Here is a 20,490-nt window from a genome sequence, read left to right as displayed (position 1 = left end):
ATAACGGGGAGGCGGTGGGATGCTGTTGCGTCCCACCGCTGCAATCCTGATGCGAATGTCGAAATCAATTTTTCTCGCCACTGGCATTGCGCTGTTGTTGCAGTCCTCGTGGCCGTTGGGCGTCCGCGCGCAGCAAAGCCAGGCTCCCAACCAAGATCAGTCGGCCAAGGAGAGCGACATCGAGGGTGGCACAATGTTCGCAACCTCATGCGGCTTCTGCCACCAGAACGGTGGCCGCGCCGCCGGCAAGGGACCGAAGCTCGCCGGCACGAAACGCGACGACGATTTTCTCGCGGAGCGGATCAGGAAGGGCAAGCCCGGCGCCATGCCGGCCTTCGGTGGCGCCTTTTCGGAGAGCCAGATCATGGCGATCGTGGCGTATATCCGCGCGCTCGAGGAGTGATGCCGGCGATGCGATTTGTTGTTCTCGCAAGCCTGCTGGTCTTGTGCGGCGCCACCGATGCCACGGCGCGTTCGCTCGACGCGATCCGGCAGCGAGGCGCGCTTACGCTCTGTGCGCACCCCAACGCGCTGCCGTTCGCCAGCAGGCATGGTGACGTTCCGGGGTTCCAGGTCGAAATCGCGAAGGAGCTGGCGAAGCGGCTCGAAGTCTCGCTGGAACAGCACTGGGTGATCAACAGCTTCCAGTACCGCCGCGCCGATTGCGACGTCATCCTCGATGCGATCGCCGACCGCGCGGTGCTGGCAGAGGTGGGACTGCGCATGTCGCGGCCCTATCACCGCAGCGGCGTCGCGCTGGCGGTTGGAGCAAACTCCACCGTGGCGTCGCTGGCCGAGTTGGGATCGGAGCAGCGGGTCGGCGTGCAGGTCGGCTCGATCGCGTCCATGACGCTCGGCAAGCGAGGGATCAAGGCTTCGCCATTCGCGTTCGAGGACGACATCATGGACGCGCTGGCCAACGGCGAGATCGATGCCGCGGCGGTCACGCCCGCCGCAATCGGCTGGTTCAATCACAACCATCCCAATGCACGCGTCCGCCGCATCCCAGCCTTCGAGGACGAGCCGGACCTGAACTGGAATGTCGCTGTCGGGATGCTCAGCCCAGACGAAAAGCTGCGACAGGGCATCGACGCTGTGCTGGAGGCATTGCTGGCCGACGGCACGCTCGCCCGTATCTACGCGCGCTACGATGTCGAGCTGCAGCCGCCAAAATGAGTTGCGCCGGCAGAACGCTCGGTATTCGCGATCCGGCGCGAGCGGAGAGCTCTGCGCAAGCGGCGAAATGGATTCCGGGCTCGGCGCTGCGCGCCGCCCCGGAATGACACCGGATGGTACGGTTGGCCTATGAGGAAGATCAAGACCGGCAAAAACAAAAACCCCGGCATTGCTGCCGGGGTTTTGCATGTCGTGGATCGCTGGAAGCGAGGACTGCTTAGAAGTCCATGCCGCCCATGCCGCCACCCGGAGGCATTGCGGGGCCGGCGCCGCCCTTCTTCGGCACTTCGGCGACCATCGCCTCGGTGGTGATCAGCAGCGCCGCCACGGAGGCTGCGTTCTGGATCGCGGCGCGCACGACCTTGGTCGGGTCGATGATGCCCTTCTTGACCAGATCGGCGTATTCGCCGGTCTGCGAGTCGAAGCCGTAAGCGTAGGTCTTGTTCTCGAGGATCTTGCCGACGATGACGGAGCCGTCTTCACCCGCGTTGATCGCGATCTGGCGGGCCGGCGCCGACAGCGCCTTGCGCACGATCTCGACGCCGGTCTTCTGGTCGTCGTTCTTGGTGCGGATGCCCTTGAGCTGCTCGGAAGCACGGAGCAGGGCGACGCCGCCGCCCGGAACGATGCCTTCCTCGACGGCTGCACGGGTCGCATGCATCGCGTCATCAACGCGATCCTTGCGCTCCTTCACCTCGATCTCGGTCGCGCCGCCGACGCGGATCACCGCGACGCCGCCTGCGAGCTTGGCCAGACGCTCCTGCAGCTTCTCACGGTCGTAGTCCGAGGTGGTCTCCTCGATCTGCGCCTTGATCTGCGCCACGCGCGCCTCGATGTCGGCCTTCTTGCCGGCGCCGTTGACGATCGTGGTGTTCTCCTTGTCGATCATCACCTTCTTGGCGCGACCGAGCATCTGCAGCGTGACGTTCTCGAGCTTGATGCCGAGGTCTTCCGAGATCGCCTGGCCGCCGGTCAGGATCGCGATGTCCTGCAGCATGGCCTTGCGGCGATCGCCGAAGCCCGGAGCCTTGACGGCTGCAACCTTCAGGCCGCCACGGAGGCGGTTGACGACCAGGGTGGCGAGGGCTTCGCCTTCGACGTCTTCAGCGACGATGACGAGCGGCTTGCCGGTCTGCACCACGGCCTCGAGCAGCGGCAGCAGCTCGTTCAGCGAGGAGAGCTTCTTCTCGTTGATGAGGATGTAGGCGTCGTCCATCTCAACGCGCATCTTGTCGGCGTTGGTGACGAAGTAGGGCGAGATGTAGCCGCGGTCGAACTGCATGCCCTCGACGACGTCGAGCTCGGTCTCCAGCGACTTGGCTTCCTCGACCGTGATCACGCCCTCGTTGCCGACCTTCTTCATGGCGTCGGAGAGGAACTTGCCGATCTCGGCGTCGCCGTTGGCGGAGATGGTGCCGACCTGGGCGATCTCGTCGTTGGAGGTGACCTTCTTGGAGTTCTTCTGCAGGTCCGCAACCACAGCCTCGACCGCGAGGTCGATGCCGCGCTTGAGGTCCATCGGGTTCATGCCGGCGGCGACGGACTTGGCGCCTTCCTTGACGATTGCAGCCGCCAGCACGGTGGCGGTGGTGGTGCCGTCGCCGGCCGCATCAGCGGACTTGGAGGCGACTTCGCGCACCATCTGCGCGCCCATGTTCTCGAACTTGTCCTCGAGCTCGATCTCCTTGGCGACGGTGACGCCGTCCTTGGTGATGCGGGGAGCGCCGAACGACTTGTCGAGCACGACGTTGCGGCCCTTCGGGCCGAGGGTGACCTTCACCGCATTCGCGAGGATGTCGACGCCGCGCAGCATCTTGTCGCGCGCCTCGACGGAGAATTTGACTTCTTTAGCTGCCATGTGTGTTTTTCCTTGAGGGATTTATCCTGGGAGGGAGGGCCTTAGGCCGCCTTCTTCTTGGAAGCGGGGACGTCGAGGACGCCCATGATGTCGCTTTCCTTCATGATCAACAGATCTACGCCGTCGATCTTGACCTCGGTGCCGGACCACTTGCCGAACAGCACGCGATCGCCAACCTTGAGGTCGATCGGGATCAGCTTGCCGGCCTCGTCGCGGCCGCCTGGGCCGACGGCGACGACTTCGCCCTGCGAGGGCTTTTCCTTGGCAGTGTCTGGGATGATGATGCCGCCTGCAGTCTTCTCTTCGGCGTCGATGCGCTTGACCACGACGCGGTCGTGAAGCGGACGGAAACTCATGCAGTCCTCCTAAGCTATTCTGGATGCTGTAGAATTCTGGAGCGTTAGCAGTCTACCTTGGCGAGTGCCAAGCTAGCTGCGATGGAAATAGGCCAGACTTTGCGTGGGGGCAAGGGCTTCTAGCAGAAAAATTGGCACTCGAAATTGCCGCCTGCCAGTATCGTTTATCATCATTAACTGGTCTCCGGGCGAGCGGCGAGACCCGTATTAGCACGTGCGCTAAGTTGCTGCTAACGCACGATTTTTCAACAGCCCGTTAAACATTTAGGCTTGTGATGAGTTGGTCGCATGCGTCACATTTCTCTCATGTGAGCGCATCTCCGCCGGGGTGGCTCCGGCAGGAAAGCCATCCCGTGAATGCGCTCCTTCGAAAGCGGAGGTTGGCATATGGTGTCGCGGGTTGGTGGGGTTGTTTCCGACGAATTCAGGAAGCAGATGCTGGGGTACGGGCTGACGACGGCACAGATCCTCTACCGGATGCCGGACCACCCTTCGCTGCTGCAGACCTACGTCTGGCAGAATTACGATCTCTTCCCGAAATTCCCGGCGCTGCAGGATTTCCTTGCCTTCTGGCAGGAGAAGCTCGAGGGGCCGCTGCACTCGGTGACCGTCGCGCATTCCAAGCTGATCAAGCCGGCTGAGCTGCGCGCCGTCGACGGCGTCTTTCGGTTGCACTGAGACGCCAAGTAAGGCGCCAAGACCGATTGCCGCCGGGCGGAACGGTGGTAACGTTCCCTCCGACGCGTCCGCGTCGCGGACGCCTGCAATAGGGAGGCACGCCATGGCCAAACAGAAGGCGGCATCAAGACCCGCAGCCAAGACGGCGGTCCGGAAGAAGTGGATCGGCCACAAGACCGCCGCCAAATCCACCGCCCGCAAGGCGATCAAGTCCAAGGGCCGCGTATCCAAGGCGGCGCACAAGGCGCGGCCGAAGCAGCGTATCGCGATCAGCCATCATCGCGAGGAAGACTTCAAGGCCGATGGGCTACGCGCTTATGCGCAATATCGCGATCTCGGAATTGCTGACGCCTCGCACGGGCTCGCGCAGGCGCATGTGATCCGGCTGATCGGGCCGTGCAATCCGGAAGAGGTGTCGAAGCTGCATTACCACGACGTCCAATTCCAGATGGTCTATGTGCTCAAGGGTTGGGTGAAGACCTACATGGAAGGGCCGGGCGAGACGTTGATGCAGCAAGGCAGCGCCTGGACCCAGCCGCCGAAGATCAGGCACATGATCCTCGATTATTCCGACGATGTCGAACTGCTCGAGATCATCCTGCCGGCTGAGTTCAAGACGGTGGAGTTGACGACCTAACCACCGCTGTCATTCCGGGTCGCGCGCAGCGCGAACCCGGAATCCATCGGGCCGCAAGCGCAAGTGGTGAAATGGATTCCGGGTTCGTCCTTCGGACGCCCCGGAATGACAGGTCAGGTCAACATCCCCACGATCGCGCCCATCAGGCAGGTCGTCAGCGTGCCCGATACGATCGACTTCAGGCCGAGCGCATTGATCTCCTCGCGCCGCGTCGGCGCCATCGTGTTGAGGCCGCCGATCATGATGCCGAGGCTTGCGAAATTGGCGAAGCCGCACATCGCATAGAGCATGATCAGGCGCGAGCGCGGATCCAGCGCGCCGGTGGGAAGCTTCGACAGATCGACATAGGCGATCAATTCGTTCAGCACGGTCTTGGTGCCCATCAGGCTTCCCGCGGTGATGGCCTGCGACCACGGCAGGCCCATCAGCCAGCACACCGGCGCCATGACGTAGCCAAGCAGGCGCTGCAGCGAAATTTTCGCGCCGCCGATCTCCGGCAGGATCCCGAGCATCGCGTTGACGAGATAGACCAGCGCCACCAGCACCAGCAGCATCGCGACGATGTTGAGCAACAGTTCAAGCCCGGCCGCGGTGCCCTTGACGATGGCATCCATCGTCGAGGACGCGTGCATCTCGGGATCGCTGGAGGTTCCGGGTTCGAGCGATCCGCCGGTGCGCTGATCGGACGTCTCCGGCACCATGATCAGGCTGACCAGGATCGCTGCCGGCGCCCCTAACACGGAGGCGATGACGAAATGCGCCGCGGCATCCGGGATCAGCGGCGCCAGCAGGGTGGCGTAGAGCACCAGCACGGTGCCGGCGATTCCGGCCATGCCGCCCGTCATCACCAGGAACAATTCGGCGCGGGTGAGCTGTGCAAGATAGGGCCGGATGAACAGCGGTGCTTCCACCATGCCGAGGAAGATGTTGGCTGCGGTGGAGAGCCCGACCGCGCCGCCGACGCCGAGCGTCCGCTCCAACAGCCAGGCCATGCCGCGCACGATCGGCGGCAGCACACGCCAGTAGAACAGAAGCGTGGTCAGTACGCTCATGACGAGCACGATCGGCAGCGCCTGGAAGGCGAGGATGAAGTCCGCGCCCGGTGCCTTGAGGTCGAACGGCAGCGGCGCGCCGCCGACATAGCCGAACACGAAGGAGGTGCCGGCGCGCGAGGCAGCGGCGATGACGCCGACGGCCTCGTTGATCGCGCCGAAAGCGGATGCCACCAGCGGCACCTTGATCAGCACCAGCGCGGTGAGCAGCGTCACGATTAGTCCGACGATCGCCTGCCGGACCGACACCGCGCGGTGCTTCTCGCTGAACGCCCAGGCGATCAGGAGCAGCGCCACCACCCCGAACGCCGATTGCAGTTGTAACATTCACAGATCTCCCGAACGATTATGGCAGCACGATCTGCAAGTGCAATGCCGCTCCGTTCGGGTGCGGTGAACTTCCTTTGTTCTGGATGTTGTTTCTGTGGACGCCGCTTCCGCCACCGTCATTGCGAGGAGCAAAGCGACGAAGCAATCCACTGTCTCCGCGAGTGGAGAGGTGGATTGCTTCGCTTCGCTCGCAATGACGGTGAGAGCGGGGGCGCTTAACCCCGCCCCACAAACGGCATCTTGCTTGCCATTACCGTCATGAACAGCACGTTGGCGTCGAGCGGCAGGTTGGCCATGTAGGCCACGGCATCGCCGACCGCCTTCGCGTCCATCCGCGGCTCCGGCATCTTGCGGCCGTCGGGCTGCAGCACGCCGTCGACCATGCGGTCGGTCATTGGGGTCGCGGCATTGCCGATGTCGACCTGGCCGACCGCGATGTCGTACATGCGGCCATCGAGATTGGACGCCTTGGTCAGGCCGGTGATCGCGTGTTTGGTCGCGGTGTAGGCGGCGGAGAACGGCCGCGGCGCGTGCGCGGAGATCGAGCCGTTGTTGATGATGCGCCCGCCGCGCGGGGTCTGGTCCTTCATGATGCGGAAGGCGTGCTGGGTGCACAGGAACGGGCCGGTGAGGTTGGTGTTCAGCACCGCCTGCCACTGCGCCAGCGGCAAATCCTCGAAGTTCACCGGCGGCGCGCCCATGCCTGCATTGTTGAAGAGCAGGTCGAGCCGGCCATAGGTGTCCGTCACCTTGGCGAACAGGGCCGCGATCGAGGCGGGATCGGTCATGTCCGCCGGCACGCACAGGCTCTTGCTGGCATCGCCGCCGAGCTTCTGCGTCTCCTGCAGCATGTCCAGCCGACGGCCGGCCAGCACCACGGTGAAGCCGGCATTGATCAGCGCCAGCGATGCCGCGCGTCCGACGCCGGTGCCGGCTCCGGTAACCACAGCTATTCTCTTTTCTGCTTCGGCCATCGTTTCCTTCCTTATTGTTTCTTGGATTCAGTTTCGGTCTTGTACGGCGGTCTCGGGATATTCCGATGCGCCGCGCGGAGCGCCGCCGACCAGCGCGAGCGGAGATCGTGGAAATAGGGTTCGCCCGCCTCGATCCGGTGATTGAGGTCGGCCTCGCAGGCGTCGTTGCGCACCACCAGCACGTCGATCGGCAGTCCGACGCCGAGGTTGGAGCGCATCGTCGAATCCATCGAGATCAATCCGGTCTTCAGCGCCTCATAGAGCTCGACATCGTAGTGCATGGCGCGGTCGAGCACCGGCTTGCCGTATTTGTGTTCGCCGATCTGCAGGTAGGGCGTGTCGGTGGTGCATTCGATGAAGTTACCGGCAGTGTAGATCATGAACAACCGCATCCGCGAGCCCTTGATCTGGCCGCCGAACAAGAACGAGACATCGAAAGAGACGTCTTCCGACCTCAGCGCCTCGCCTTCGGTCGCGTGCACTGCGCGGATGGCGCGGCCGATGCGCTGCGCGGCCTGGAACATGGTCGGCGCGTTCAGGAGCGTCTCGACCTCTCCGGTTTCAGGGTCTTCCATGCCCTCCGTCAGCGTCGACAGCACCGACTGGCTGATGGCGAGATTGCCGGCGCTGGCGATCGCCATGATCCGTTCGCCGGGCTGGGAGAAGATGTGCAATTTGCGGAAGGTCGAGACGTTGTCGAGACCGGCATTGGTGCGGGTGTCGGCGATCATGACGAGGCCATCGCGCACCAGGATTCCGCAGCAATAGGTCATTTCCGTCCCCGAAAGTCCGAACGTCTCGGCGCCAAACTAGTAGCCAATTTCGGGATGTGATCCAACCCCAATTCCCCAGGGAACGGCATTGCCTCCGCGATGGAAGCTGCTCTCCCTCTCCCGCTTGCGGGAGAGACGAGCAAAGCTCGCTCCGGGAGGGCCGGGGGTGAGGGTGTCTCCACGATGGGACTTTCCGTGGGGAGAGAGCCCTCACCCGGATCGCATCTGGCGATGCGATCCGACCTCCCCAGGGGAGGTGAGGACGTCGCGCTAGCCTTCCAGAAAATCGAGCAGCGCCGCGTTGAACAGCGCAGGATCCTGCAGGAACGCGAAGTGGCTGACATTGGGAAGGATGAGCAGGCCGGCGCCGGGAATGGTCGCGGCCATGTATTCGGTATGCTCGCGCTTGATGCCCTCGTCATACTGGCCGTCCGCGATCAGCACGGGGGTGCGGATCGCGCGCAACTGCTCGTCGGTCCAGTTCGGCTGGGTCTCCCACATCTTCTCGATCTGGTGCAGGAACTGGTCGAATTCCCCAGGCGTCGGCGAGAGGCGCTCATACTCGGTCTTTGCGCGCGCGATGAACTGCGCGAAGGTCGGGTCCTTGTCGACGTCCGGCTTCAAGCCTGACGTCTGGGTGTTGGCGCCGAACGCAAACACGCGACTGACCCGATCGGGATGGCGCATCGCGATATCCAATCCGATGATGGCGCCGTCGCTCCAGCCGACGATCGCCGCACGCGGGATCTGCTGGTGATCGAGCAGCGCGACGACATCGTCCGTCATCAGGTCGTATCCGAACGGCTGCGCGTTGCGCGTGCTGCGGCCATGGCCGCGGCTGTCGACCAGAATGACGCGATGCCTGCGCGCGACCTCCGGCACCTGCAAACCGAAATAATCGGAGTTGGAAAGCCCGCCATGGAGAAAGACCACCGGGCTTCCTTCGCCGAGTTCGGCGTAATACAGGCTGATACCGTTCACCTGCGCTTGCGCGCTGCGCCCGGCAACTGGTGCCGGTGTCGCCGGCAGGGTCTGCCATCGCTCGACTGCGGCGGCGCGGTCGAGCGACGCCAGACTGGCGAGAGCGGCGATGACGAAGTGACGTCGATTCAGATTCATGATCGATGCGCGCTCCCGGGGCCCTTCAGCCAGATGGTGACGGCAAATATGTGTTTAGCGTAGCCTATCACCATCATGTCTGTCCGGCATCCTGCGCCGAGCGTGCCAGGAGCAGTTTGCCGCCAGCAACATACTGCCGTTGTTGCACAGCGGCGTGCTGCGCGGCGACGTGCGCGTCGCGCAGGCGCCGCTGCAGCGGCGAAGTCTCATAGACCGCGCTGCTTCCGGCAAGCGCGAAACACGCGTCGACTATCCGAACGCAGGTGGCGGCGATCCAGGTCGCGGCCTGCGTGCTCTCGACAGCAAGGCCTTCGTCGTTCAGCGTTCCAGCCAAGGCGTGGTGCCAAAGGCTTGCGGTCTCGGCCTCGCAAATGGCCTGCGCTGCCTTAAGGTCAGCGGAAATGCGGCCAAGTTCGAACTGGAATATCTCAGAGTCGCGCATCGGCGTGGTTGCCCGGAACTGCTGCCGTCCCGTATGGGCCAACGCCACCAATTCGTCGACAGCGCCTTCGGCGATGCCGACGGAGACCGCACCGTGAAATATCGGCACCAATTGCCGCACCGCCGGATAGAGCGGGCCCGGCACGCAGGGCGTGCCGCCTTCGACATCGAAGAAGTTGGCCTCGGGAACCAGTGCATCGCGCAGTACAAGGTGATGGCTGCCGGTTCCCTTGAGACCGGCCGCATGCCAGGTATCCTCGATTTCCCAGTTTTGCGCCGGCAACGCAAAGCCGCGAACGACCGGCTGCCCGTGCGGACCGGCGACCGGTTTGCCGTTTTCGTCGGTCATGATGCAGAACCCAGCCATCCACTCTGCGTGCTTGCAGCCGCTCGCGAATGGCCATCGGCCGCTCACCCGGAAGCCGCCCGCCCTAGGCTCGGCCGTTCCAGCCGGCTGCGCGGATCCGCAGATGGGTACGTCCGGTCCGTTCCGATAGATGCGCTCGTAGGTTTCACGTGCTCCCCAGGTCGCGAAAAGACTGCCCCCGCCAGCCACCATCGCGATCCACCCGATCGAACCGTCAAGCCGGGCCAGAGCCCTGATGACCTCCAAGCCTTCCGGCAGGGCAAGTTCCATTCCGCCATAGCCTCTCGGCACGAACAACCGAAAGATCCCGATCGATTTCAGCCGCTCGATCAGGTCGGGCGGGACGCAGCGTGCGGCTTCGATCTCGGCGGCGCGAGCCGTGATCTCGGGAGTCAGGTTCCGGATGCCGGCCAGCACGGTCTTGTTGCTGTCCGGCGCCGTCAGGGTACGAAGGTCACGAAATTGGTCTTGATGGAGCATTTGTCTCGACCTCTCTTGCGGTAAAGGTGTCGCACGAGAGAATGGAGACGCGGCGCTACTGCATGGTTTCAGCGAGGTCGCTCTGGATTACGGCTGTAACGCGGCGCTAACGTTTCCGCGAGTGGGGCGTGCGGCGATCTCGATCAGCGCGGTCGACGCTCCGCCGGAGACGATTCACGAACCCGCCAGCGATGCCGCCGCTGCGGCCGGCGGGGACGGGGCTTGCCTTGCCGCGCCAGCCGGCCTGCGCTTGCCGAGCCAGAGATAGATGCCACTTGCGAGCACGACGATGGTCGCGAAATCGAGCAGTGCCCAGATGATCTTGAGCGGCAGGCCGCCGTAATCGCCGAAATGCAGCGGGCGCGACACCTGCAGTGTCCGCAAGTACCACGGCAATCCCTTCGCGGTGACGAGTTGCGCGGTCTCGGCATCGACCAGCACCGGCGTGAACAGGCGTGAAGTGATCGGCGTCGATCCCTTGGTCCAGACGATGAAGTGGCGCGGCGTGCCGAACGGCGCTTCGGTCGGCAGCACCAGGCTGACGGGCGTGTTGTCGCCGAGCGCCTGGCGCGCGGTGGCAACGACGTCATCGATGGAAGCGAATTTCAGCAGCGGCGGCTTGCCGAGATACGGCGCGATCAATTCCGGCATCACCTGCGCACGCCAGGCGTTGAACAGCGGCAGCGATATCGTGTTGATGACGCCGGTGAGGCCGACGGCGAACGCCCACACCAGCGTCACCGCGCCGATCAGATTGTGCAGGTCGAGCCATTTGATCCGCCGCGCGCGGGCGCGTCGCACCTCGCCAAAATCGAGCCGGCGCATGAAGGGCGCGTAGAGCATGACGCCGGAGACGACGGCGGTCACGAACAACAGGCCCATGACGCCGAGGAACAACTCGCCCGGCAGTCCCATCAGCATGTCGCGGTGGAAGATGCGGATGGTCCGCATCAGCCCGCCTTGCTGCGCGTCTTCCCCGAGGATCTCGGCGGTCCGCGAATCGAAGGACAGCTTCAAGAAGCGCTGTCCCGGCGGTGGCACCGGCGTCTGCGACAGGAAGACGTTGACGACATTGGCGTGGTCGTCGTCCCAGTTCAGGATTTGGACGTAGCGTTCCGGATGGCGCGCCTTTGCCGCGTCAATCAGCCTGCTCAGCGAGGCTTCCGGGGTATCGGGTGGAAGTTCGCGCGCGGCGATCTCCGGCTTAAAAAGGTCGTCGATCTCATCGTGAAAGATCAGCGGCAGACCCGTGATGCACAGCATCAGCATGAACAGCGTGCAGACAAGGCTGGTCCATTTATGGACCAGCGACCACCATTTCACGGACTGCGCGGTCATCCCATCACCATCGGTAGGTCATTGTTGCCAACACCGTGCGGCCGACCGCCCAGCGACAGCCGCCCGCCGTGCAGACCGAGACGTAGCTGCGGTCAAACACGTTGTTGACGTTCAGCGCCGCGCTCAACCCCTTCAGCTCATTGAACCGCATTCCGAAATCATAGGACAGCGCCGCGTCAAAGGTCGTGCTGGCGGGAATGATGTTGGCCAGCGCGGGGCTGTTTGCGACGATGGTTGGCACGGTCAGATTGTTGGCGTTGGTCGTGTACATCTCGCTCATGTAGCGGACACCGCCGCCGAAGCCGAAGCCGACCGCCGGACCATTCTGCACCACGTAGTTGGCCCAGAGCGAGGCCGTGTGCATCGGCGTGTTAGCGAGCACCTTGCCGTAATTGACGTCCAGTGGCGCGGCGATCCGGTTGTCGAGGTAGGAGTATTGCCCGCGCAGGCTCAGGCCGGGCAGGGGGCTTCCGACCACCGATCCCTCGAAGCCGCGCGAGGTGACCTCGCCGACCTGGGCGTTGGAGTTGGGCGGGATGCCAGGGCCGGCAATCGCGCTCACCACGTTCTGCTGCTTCAGGTCGTAGACTGCGGCGGTGAATATCAGGTTGTAGCCCACCGGCTGGTACTTGACGCCAGCCTCGACCTGTTCGCCGATAGTCGGCTTATAGGGTTGGCCGTTGGACAGCAAGCCGACGCTGGTCGGCTGGAACGAGGTCGAATAGCTGACATAGGGCGCGACGCCTACGTCAAAATTATAGATCGCGCCGATACGGCCACTCGACTTCTCGTCATTGTTGAGGACGCGCGTGCCGAGATTGAGCGTATTGCCTTCGGCCCAGTCGTAGCGGATGCCGCCGAGCACGGTCAGCTTCCCGAGCTTCGCTTCATCCTGCACATAGACGCCGCGCTGCTCAAGGTGCTGGTCCATGTTCTGGAACGCCGACGTCGGGACCGCGATGTTCTGGGTGTAGTTCGGCGTCAGGATGTTCAGCGTGTTGGTGGGGGCGTAGCGCGCCAGATTGTTGAAGTCGAAGCGCTGATAGTCGAAGCCGGCGAGCACGGTGTGCTGCAACGGGCCCATGTTGAACTTGGCCTGAAGCTGGTTGTCTGCCGCGAAGGTGTTGAGGTTTTCGTTGGTCGAGAAATAGCTCCGCGCGATGGTGCGGCCGTCGGCCAGGCGAAGGGTGGGGCCGGCGCCCGTCGTCGTGAACGCACCGGGCTGCACCTCGATGTAATTGACCTCGTTATGCAGGTAGCGCACGTTCTGGCGCACCGTGAAGATGTCGTCGAAGCGGTGCTCGAACTCGTAGCCGATGGTCGCCTGCTTGTATTTCAGGCTCTCATAGTTGAAGTCGCCGGCGAAGAAGTTCCGGGGAATTTGCCCATAGGTGCCCGGCACCAGCGTGCCCTGGATCGGCAGCAGCGCAAAGGCGCCGCCCTTCGGGTCCTGCCGGTAGCTCGTGAGGAAGGTGATGGTGGTGTCGATATCCGGCCGCCAGGTCCAGGCCGGCGCGATCGCGTATTTCTCCTCGCCGATATTGTCGACCTGGGTGTTGGCGCCAAGGCCGATGCCGGTGACGCGATAGAGCAGGGTCTTGTCCTTGTCCACGGGGCCGCCGACGTCGAACGCGCCCTGGATGCGGTCGAATGTGCCGGTTTGCAGCTGGACCTCGCCGAATGGATTTTCAGTCGGGCGCTTGCTGACGAGGTTGAGGATGCCGCCGGGCGAAGCCGCGCCGTAAAGGATCGACGCCGGGCCGGTGATGAGCTCGGCGCGCTCGAGCAGATAGGGGTCGACGCGCGGCGTGCCGAACGGTCCGCCCTGCAGGCGCAGGCCGTCCAGATATTGCTCGACGTCGAAGCCACGCGCCTTGACCGGCTGGAAGCGGAAGTCGGTATCGTTGCTGAAATAGATGCCGGGCGCGTAGCGCAGGAGGTCGCGGATGCTCTGCGCCTGGCGAACATCCATCTCGCTGCGGGTGATGACGGCGACCGAGCCCGGCGTCGACATGATCGGCGCATCCGTCTTGGTGGCGCCGGAGGCGCGGCTTGCGACGAAGCCGTTGGTGCCGGCGTTGACGCGCTCCGCGGTTGAGACCGTCGCAGGCCTTGACTGCGATTGCGCCGAAGGATTGGCGGCTTGCCGGTCGCGGCGCTGGCTCGCTCCACTCCGCGAAGCGGTCGCCCTGCGTTGCGGTGCCGCGCGCTGCGGGCGCGTCGGCGCATCGACCGTCACGGGCGGCAATGGAGACGCTCCGGATTGGCCGGCGTTCTGCGCCTCCACGGGCGAACCCGAGAGCAGCAGGGCGCCGAGCGCCAGCATGCTTGCAGAACCATTGAATACGTTAAATTGCGAAAACAAAATAACACGACGTGCGAGGTCGTGTGCAGTCCAATGCATGTCAGTGCCCCATCCGGCGATCGCTGCGCTGGCGGAGTTGATCCTTGACCTCACGCGACGTTCGCACCCGCACGCGTCTTAGGTGTCGACACTGTCCGCGTCGAGTTGTCGCGTTTTTGAATCTTTCGAAACCGGATGCGGGACGATTCTTAGAAGGCTTCGAATATATCGGCTAACTGATCGGCGATGCTTTTGAATCTGGCACACACGGACTCGCACGCGAGAACATCAGACGAGATACAATCGCGCTGAAATGCCGCAAACTGTTGCAAATTGACCGCAACACTTTGCTGCCTTGCAGGTATCGCTATGCCCATTTCAACTATCTGGTTGGGAATAGTTGGTAGCCATCGCGGGAAATCTTGGTCGCGCGAGAGTAGTTCAACGATGCGCGAATCGATGAGGCCCTGCCTGTGTCTCTCACTGCGATTGCGATTGCCATTGGCCGGGACGGCCGGCCTGCTCGACCTTGACTGCAACGGTGAGCGTCTCGGTGCCGCCACCATAACGGGTGCCGCGCACCGGGGCGGCGCCGAGATAATCGAGGCCGACGGCGACGCGGGCGTGGGCATCGGTGGTGCAGATGCCGTTGGCGGCATCGAAGCCAATCCAGCCGAGACCAGGCACATAGGCTTCCGCCCAGGCATGGCCGGCGGCCTGGTTGACCGTGCCGTCGGAACGGAAGAAGTGGCCGGAGACGAAGCGGGCCGGCACGCCGCCGGAGCGCGCGCAGGTGATGAAGATATGCGCGTAGTCCTGGCACACGCCGCGCTTCAGCGCGAACGCTTCCGCCGCCGTGGTGCCGCTGTTGGTCGGGTCCTCGTCGAACGCCAAGCCCTCGTAGATTTGCATCATCAGCGCATGCAGGAACCCGAGCACATCGCCATCGGCCTCCGAGCGCCACTCGCGGGTGAGGGCGGCCATCGCCGGATTGACCTCGGTCAGCGCGGTCGAGCGCAGGAACAGGCTTGGCGGAAAGCGCTCGTCGGTGCCGCGCAGCACGCCGCCGGTGTCGTGGGTCTCGATCTGCCCCTCGCAATGGATGGTGAGGTCGGCGAGCGGGCCGTGGGTCAGCACATGCGTGACATTGCCGAACGCATCCTCATGCGTGTCGAGCCTGCTGTCGGTCGAGACGTCGATCTGCCAGTCCGCGACATACTGCCCGTCATGGCTCGTCGGCGTCATCCGGAGGATCTGGATCACGCCGGAAGCCTGGGGCTCGTAGCGATAGGTCGTGGTGTGGGCAATTCGCAGGCGCATGGCGTACCAACATCAGGTTGGGATCGTCATGCCCGGGCTTGTCCCGGGCATCCACGTCCTCATCACTTGGCCGGCATAGCAAGACGTGGATGGCCGGGACAAGCCCGGCCAGGACGGGCGGGCGTGTGGCTGCGGGCATCTTAGCCCATTAAATCAGATATTGCCTCGTTATGATCTCACCCAGGCGTGAATTGTCTGCAATGAACTCCTGGATGAATTCATGCACGCCGTGCTGGAAGATATCGTCCATATGGCTGTGCTCAAGCCTGTTGCGGATGCCGCGGGCATGGCGCTGGGCGGCACCCTGGCGGCCATAGGCGACGCCGATCTGGTCGAGGTTGCGCACCAGGTTGCCGTAGCAGCTCGCCAGCGACCGCGGCAGCGTGTCGTTGAGGATCAACAGGTCGGCGATCAGCCAGGGCTTGAGCGTCTCGCGATAGACCCAGTGATAGGCCGTCAGCGCCGACACCGAGCGCAGGATCGAGGTCCACTGGTAATAGTCGAGCGGGCCGCCGATATGCTCTTCCTCGGGCAGCAGCACATGATATTTCACGTCGAGAATGCGCGCGGTGTTGTCGGCGCGCTCCAGATGCACGCCCAGCCGCGAGAACCAATAGGCGTCATTGCGCAGCATGGTCCGATAGGCCGAGCCGTCGAAACGCAGTGAAGTCTCCTGCACGAAGCGCAGGAACTTTGCCAGATCCTCTCGACTTCCGGTGCCCTTGGACCAGACCGCCTGCAGCTCGATCCAGGCGGCATTGATGGTGTCCCACATCTCGCTGGTCAGCGCTGTCCGCACCGAGCGCGCATTGAGCCGGGCCGCCTCGATGCAGTTCTTGATCGAGGAAGGATTGTCTGATGCGAACGACAGATATTCGACGACGTTCGCCTCGTTGGCTTCCTGGTAGTGGTTGTAAAAACTCTGGCCGACGCCGGCGGTCATCAGCGCCGAATCCCATTCGTTGGTCTTGCCGATATAGGCGGCCGGCAGCGCCGTGACGCGCAAGGTGGCGTCGATGGTGCGCGCGAGATATTCCGCGCGCTCGACATAGCGGGCGAGCCAGTACAGGTTTTCGGCGGTGCGCGACAGCATGCGAAAGCTAAACCCTCTACTCGTCCAATATCCAGGTGTCCTTGGTGCCGCCGCCCTGGCTGGAATTGACCACGAGCGAGCCTTCCTTCAGCGCCACCCGCGTCAGCCCGCCCGGCACGATGGTGACGCGCTCGCTGCCGGTCAGCACGAACGGGCGCAGATCGACATGGCGCGGCGCCAGCCCTTTTTCGGTGCAGGTCGGGCAGGTCGACAGCGCCAATGTCGGCTGGGCGATGAAGCCTTCGGGCTCGCGCTTGAGCTTGTCGCGGAACGCCTCGATGGTTGCTTTCGTCGCGGCCGGCCCGATCAGCATGCCGTAGCCGCCGGAGCCGTGCACTTCCTTCACGACGAGGTCGTCGAGATGGTCGAGCACATAGGCAAGATCCTGCGGCTCGCGGCAGCGCCAGGTCTGCACGTTCTTCAGGATCGGCTCTTCGGAGAGATAGAATTTCACGATGTCGGGCATGTAGGAATAGATCGCCTTGTCGTCGGCGATCCCGGTCCCGACCGCATTGGCGAGCGTGATATTGCCGGCGGCATAGGCCGACATCAGCCCGGGCACGCCGAGCGCGGAGTCCGGGCGGAAGGTGAGGGGGTCGAGGAAATCGTCATCGACGCGGCGGTAGATCACGTCGACGCGTTTCAGCCCCTCGGTCGTGCGCATGAAGACTTCATCGTTCTTGACGATGAGGTCGCGCCCTTCGACGAGTTCGATGCCGAGCTTGTCGGCGAGGAAAGAATGTTCGTAATAGGCTGAGTTGTAGATGCCGGGCGTCATCAGCGCCACCGTCGGCTCGGCCGCGGCACCACGCGGCGCGACCGAGCGCAGCGCCGCCAACAGCTCGTCCGGATAGCGCTCCACCGGCGCGACACGGTGACGGGCGAACAGGTCCGGAAACAGCCGCATCATGATCTCGCGGTTTTCCAGCATGTAGGACACGCCCGAGGGCGTGCGCGCGTTGTCCTCCAATACGATGAAGTTTTCCGGATCGGTCCGGATGATGTCGATGCCGGCGATATGCACATACACATCGTGCGGCACGTCCTGGCCGTTCATCTCCGGGCGGAACACCGGATTCTGGAAGATCATGTCTTCCGGGATGATATTGGCGCGCAGGATGTCGCGGCCGTGATAGATGTCGCGCAGGAACATGTTGAGGGCGAGCACGCGCTGCTTCAGCCCCTTTTCCAGGAGCGTCCATTCCTTGGCCGACAGGATGCGGGGGATCACGTCGAAGGGGATCAGCCGCTCCTGGGCTTCGGCATCGCCATAGACCGCAAAGGTGATGCCGATCCGGCGGAACAGGAGCTCCGCCTCCTGGCGGCGATATTCCAGCGCATCCGGCGGCGTCTCCGACAACCAGCGGGAGAGCTCCTGGTAGGCCTGGCGGATTTCGGCGCCGCCCTGGCCGTTCATCTCATCGAATGCAACTGCCATAAATCCCGAACGTCCTCCGAAGCCATACGCCACAGTGCATGACTTGACGGGATGGTAGCAAGGGGCGGGCCAGCGGGATATGCATTGGCTGGCGACATTTGGTATGGGTGTCTCAAGGGGCTGCTCGAAAAACCGGCTGCCACCTGCTTATTTCGGCAGCAAAGACCCGCGACTTCAAGGCGCTGCGTCGGCGGGGCCCGGGGGCGGAAAAGGGTGAGGAAAGAGACCATGAGCGAGATCGTCACGGCTGGCCTTCTGGTGATCGGCGACGAGATCCTGTCCGGCCGGACCAAGGACAAGAATATCGGCTTCATCGCCGAATACCTGACCAATATCGGCATCGACCTGAAGGAAGTGCGCGTCGTCGCCGACGACGAGGACGATATTGTCGCAGCCCTGAATGCGCTGCGCCATCGCTATAGCTATGTCTTCACCACCGGCGGCATCGGCCCGACTCATGACGACATCACCGCCGACAGCGTCGCAAGGGCGTTCGGCGTCGGGATCGATCACCATCCGGAGGTGGTGGCGCGCTTCCGCGAGCGCTGGAGCGACCAGGACCTGAACGAGGCGCGGCTGCGCATGGCACGCATCCCTGATGGCGCCGAACTGATCCAGAGCGCGACCATCCTCGCGCCCGGCTTCAAGCTCGGCAATGTCGTCGTGATGGCGGGCATACCGACCATCATGCAGGCGATGATGGATATCGTCGCGCCGAGGCTGAAATCGGGCGTGCGGATGCTTTCTGATTCGGTCCGCGCCAACGCGCGGGAAGGCGACATCGGCGGGCCCTTAAGGGAGATCGCCATCGCCCATCCCGACACCATCATCGGCAGCTATCCGTTCATGGACGAAGAGCAGCGGCCGAACACCAATCTGGTCGTCCGCTCCCGCGACCCGGACAAGCTCGCCGCCGCAATGGGCGCAGTGAAGGAGATGCTGGCAGGACTCAACGTGGTCAGGTAGTCGGCCGATCCGGCGATCGAGCGGTGCAAGGCGATGACATGGGTTCGCAGGATTTTCCTTGTCGTTCTCCTCCTGCCTTCACTTGTTGTAGCCGGTTTTGCGATCCACGCTTGGTTCGGCGGCTGCATCGTGATTGATTTAAAATGGGAGGGATGCGGCAGCAAGGCAGCTGGATTGTTTCTGGTAAGCGTTGCTCTGCATTTCTTGACCGTCCCTCTCATGCTCACTTGGCTGATCGTGGCAGCATTCGATTTGATCGTGTTGTTGGTCGCCAGGAGACGTAATACCGCGATCGACAATCGCGCCTAGATCCGAAGACATAGGAGGACCCGATGACAGGGGACGCACTGAGCGCGCAGGAACGGGCAGGCAAGGCCTTCCCGGTGTCCTGGGACCAGTTCCACCGGGACTGCCGGGCACTGACCTGGCGGCTCAATGAGGTCGGGCCGTTCAAGGCGGTGATCGCGATCACCCGCGGCGGCCTGGTTCCGGCGGCGATCGTGGCGCGCGAACTCGGCGTGCGCGTGATCGACACTGTCTGCATCGCAAGCTACGACCACACCAAGCAGGGCGACCTTCAGGTTCTGAAGGGCATTTCGGAAACAACCGCCAAGCTCGGCAATGGCACGGGCAAGGGGCTCCTGATCGTCGACGATCTCGTCGACACCGGCAAGACCGGCAAGATGGTGCGCGAGATGATGCCCGATGCCCATTTCGCCACCGTCTACGCCAAGCCGAAGGGACGGCCGCTGGTGGACACCTTCATCACCGAAGTGTCGCAGGACACCTGGATCTTCTTCCCCTGGGACACCGCGCTTTCGTTCCAACCCCCGATTCGCGACGGCGCGGCGTGATGGAAGGTGAATAGCGAATGGGGAATGGCGAATAGGGGGACTATTCGCCATTCGCTACTCGCCATTCGCCACCAGAAATGATTGCGGTATCGTGAGCGCTCCAATGCCCCTGCAGAACCGCGTCACCCCAACGGGCGACATCGTCACCACGCCCCACCGCGGGTTGTTCACCGGCAACCGCGGCATCATCCATGATCCCGCCACCGGGACACTCCTGAAAAAGCGCTGGTCAAGCCCGGCGTGGCTGACATGCGTGTGCGAATTCCGCGGCCGGCGCCGCAAGGTGATGGGCGGGCGAAGCTGGACCGAATTGTTCTTTCTGGATGAAGCCACCGCGTTCGCCGCCGGTCACCGCCCATGCTTCTTCTGCCGCCGCGACGATGCCAACCGCTTTCGCGCCGCGTGGGAGCAGGGCAATGGCGGGAAAAATATCCACGCGTTCGAGATCGACGGCGTGCTGCATCGCGAGCGCCTCGATCGCGGCCGGAAGCGACTGCATCCGCTGCCGATGCCACTCGCGAAGCTGCCCGACGGCGCGATGGTGCGGGCGGGTGAGGAGAGCTATCTGGTTGTGAGCGGCGAGCCGCTACGCTGGTCGTTTGAGGGCTACGCGCGCGGCGACATCGACGCGGATACCGCGCTGCTGCTGACGCCGCCATCAACGGTTCGCGCGCTCGCCGCCGGTTATCAGCCCGTGCTGCATCCAAGCGCGACACAACCCGTAGCCCGGGTGGAGCGGAACGCGTAACCCGGGACAGCCGCGTCCGCATCTACTGAAGTGCACCCTTATCGTGAGACACGATAATCAGGGACAGGAGGCCGCCGCTTGAGGCGGCAGGGCGGGTTGATGGGTTACGGCCAGGTTGCGGGGCTGCTGCGCAGCAGCCCCGCAACCT

The 20,490-nt window shown here is 63.6% G+C and carries 20 protein-coding genes; 8 read left to right on the top strand and 12 right to left on the bottom strand.

All coding sequences use genetic code 11. The features are described from left to right. Positions 1 to 19: 19 nt before the first annotated feature. Entirely contained in the window at positions 20 to 403 is a 384-nt protein-coding gene (locus AAFX91_RS17890) for a cytochrome c (RefSeq protein ID WP_245476612.1), read from the top strand. A gap of 8 nt (positions 404 to 411) precedes the next feature. Continuing rightward, the gene (locus AAFX91_RS17885; RefSeq protein ID WP_349644908.1) at positions 412 to 1,176 is read left to right on the top strand and encodes a transporter substrate-binding domain-containing protein; all 765 of its coding nucleotides are present in this window, start codon (positions 412 to 414) and stop codon (positions 1,174 to 1,176) included. 217 nt (positions 1,177 to 1,393) lie between these two features. Here the strand turns inward: AAFX91_RS17885 and groL are convergent, their stop codons facing one another. Together groL and AAFX91_RS17875 are read right to left on the bottom strand one after the other, a co-directional pair. Further along, positions 1,394 to 3,034 carry a chaperonin GroEL gene (groL, locus tag AAFX91_RS17880; protein ID WP_130581724.1) on the bottom strand — a complete coding sequence of 547 codons (1,641 nt, stop codon included), beginning with the start codon at positions 3,032 to 3,034 and terminating at the stop codon, positions 1,394 to 1,396. A gap of 41 nt (positions 3,035 to 3,075) precedes the next feature. Continuing rightward, the gene (locus tag AAFX91_RS17875; RefSeq protein ID WP_130581725.1) at positions 3,076 to 3,390 is read right to left on the bottom strand and encodes a co-chaperone GroES; all 315 of its coding nucleotides are present in this window, start codon (positions 3,388 to 3,390) and stop codon (positions 3,076 to 3,078) included. Between the two features lie 387 nt (positions 3,391 to 3,777). Here AAFX91_RS17875 and AAFX91_RS17870 point away from each other — a divergent pair, with 387 nt between their 5' ends. Next, on the top strand, positions 3,778 to 4,068 hold the full coding sequence (locus AAFX91_RS17870; protein WP_130581726.1) for an usg protein: 291 nt from the start codon (positions 3,778 to 3,780) through the stop codon (positions 4,066 to 4,068). A 103-nt stretch (positions 4,069 to 4,171) separates the two neighbouring features. Beyond that, positions 4,172 to 4,705, top strand: coding sequence for a cupin domain-containing protein (locus AAFX91_RS17865; RefSeq protein WP_394567297.1), 534 nt, complete (start codon positions 4,172 to 4,174; stop codon positions 4,703 to 4,705). Positions 4,706 to 4,818: 113 nt separating this feature from the next. On the opposite strand, the gene AAFX91_RS17860 is transcribed toward AAFX91_RS17865, so the two are convergent. From AAFX91_RS17860 to AAFX91_RS17815, 10 genes are all read right to left on the bottom strand, one after another. Then, positions 4,819 to 6,084 carry a NupC/NupG family nucleoside CNT transporter gene (locus AAFX91_RS17860; RefSeq protein WP_394567296.1) on the bottom strand — a complete coding sequence of 422 codons (1,266 nt, stop codon included), beginning with the start codon at positions 6,082 to 6,084 and terminating at the stop codon, positions 4,819 to 4,821. A 218-nt stretch (positions 6,085 to 6,302) separates the two neighbouring features. Further along, positions 6,303 to 7,061 (bottom strand): SDR family oxidoreductase, encoded by a 759-nt coding sequence (locus tag AAFX91_RS17855; RefSeq protein ID WP_394567295.1) that lies wholly within the window; start codon positions 7,059 to 7,061, stop codon positions 6,303 to 6,305. A gap of 11 nt (positions 7,062 to 7,072) precedes the next feature. After that, the gene (locus AAFX91_RS17850; protein WP_130581799.1) at positions 7,073 to 7,834 is read right to left on the bottom strand and encodes a proteasome-type protease; all 762 of its coding nucleotides are present in this window, start codon (positions 7,832 to 7,834) and stop codon (positions 7,073 to 7,075) included. Between the two features lie 270 nt (positions 7,835 to 8,104). Next, positions 8,105 to 8,953, bottom strand: a complete 849-nt coding sequence (locus AAFX91_RS17845) for an alpha/beta fold hydrolase (RefSeq protein ID WP_394567294.1) — start codon at positions 8,951 to 8,953, stop codon at positions 8,105 to 8,107. Positions 8,954 to 9,026: 73 nt separating this feature from the next. Next, on the bottom strand, positions 9,027 to 10,241 hold the full coding sequence (locus AAFX91_RS17840) for an acyl-CoA dehydrogenase family protein (protein ID WP_394567293.1): 1,215 nt from the start codon (positions 10,239 to 10,241) through the stop codon (positions 9,027 to 9,029). Between the two features lie 174 nt (positions 10,242 to 10,415). After that, positions 10,416 to 11,579: a PepSY-associated TM helix domain-containing protein gene (locus AAFX91_RS17835; protein ID WP_394567292.1), complete on the bottom strand. Its 1,164-nt coding sequence runs from the start codon at positions 11,577 to 11,579 to the stop codon at positions 10,416 to 10,418. A 4-nt stretch (positions 11,580 to 11,583) separates the two neighbouring features. Beyond that, complete coding sequence (locus AAFX91_RS17830) at positions 11,584 to 13,905, bottom strand: TonB-dependent siderophore receptor (protein ID WP_394567291.1); 2,322 nt, start codon at positions 13,903 to 13,905, stop codon at positions 11,584 to 11,586. Positions 13,906 to 14,403: 498 nt separating this feature from the next. Next, positions 14,404 to 15,243, bottom strand: a complete 840-nt coding sequence (locus tag AAFX91_RS17825) for a transglutaminase domain-containing protein (RefSeq protein WP_394567290.1) — start codon at positions 15,241 to 15,243, stop codon at positions 14,404 to 14,406. Positions 15,244 to 15,391: 148 nt separating this feature from the next. Then, entirely contained in the window at positions 15,392 to 16,336 is a 945-nt protein-coding gene (locus tag AAFX91_RS17820; RefSeq protein ID WP_282527226.1) for an alpha-E domain-containing protein, read from the bottom strand. Positions 16,337 to 16,352: 16 nt separating this feature from the next. Further along, positions 16,353 to 17,774 (bottom strand): circularly permuted type 2 ATP-grasp protein, encoded by a 1,422-nt coding sequence (locus AAFX91_RS17815; protein ID WP_130581807.1) that lies wholly within the window; start codon positions 17,772 to 17,774, stop codon positions 16,353 to 16,355. A 228-nt stretch (positions 17,775 to 18,002) separates the two neighbouring features. On the opposite strand from AAFX91_RS17815, the gene AAFX91_RS17810 reads away from it, so the two are divergent. The 4 genes from AAFX91_RS17810 (at position 18,003) to AAFX91_RS17795 (ending at position 20,342) form a co-directional block, all read left to right on the top strand. Next, the gene (locus AAFX91_RS17810; RefSeq protein ID WP_394567289.1) at positions 18,003 to 18,740 is read left to right on the top strand and encodes a competence/damage-inducible protein A; all 738 of its coding nucleotides are present in this window, start codon (positions 18,003 to 18,005) and stop codon (positions 18,738 to 18,740) included. A 33-nt stretch (positions 18,741 to 18,773) separates the two neighbouring features. Then, positions 18,774 to 19,049, top strand: a complete 276-nt coding sequence (locus tag AAFX91_RS17805) for a hypothetical protein (RefSeq protein ID WP_394567288.1) — start codon at positions 18,774 to 18,776, stop codon at positions 19,047 to 19,049. Between the two features lie 23 nt (positions 19,050 to 19,072). After that, positions 19,073 to 19,594 carry a xanthine phosphoribosyltransferase gene (gpt, locus tag AAFX91_RS17800; RefSeq protein ID WP_130581810.1) on the top strand — a complete coding sequence of 174 codons (522 nt, stop codon included), beginning with the start codon at positions 19,073 to 19,075 and terminating at the stop codon, positions 19,592 to 19,594. A gap of 103 nt (positions 19,595 to 19,697) precedes the next feature. Beyond that, a complete protein-coding gene (locus tag AAFX91_RS17795) occupies positions 19,698 to 20,342 on the top strand; it encodes a hypothetical protein (RefSeq protein WP_394567287.1) in 645 nt (214 codons plus the stop codon). Positions 20,343 to 20,490: the final 148 nt, after the last annotated feature.

The organism is Bradyrhizobium sp. 31Argb, from assembly GCF_043638955.1.
Taxonomy (GTDB): Bacteria; Pseudomonadota; Alphaproteobacteria; order Rhizobiales; family Xanthobacteraceae; genus Bradyrhizobium.
This window is presented reverse-complemented; position numbering and strand designations above follow the sequence as displayed.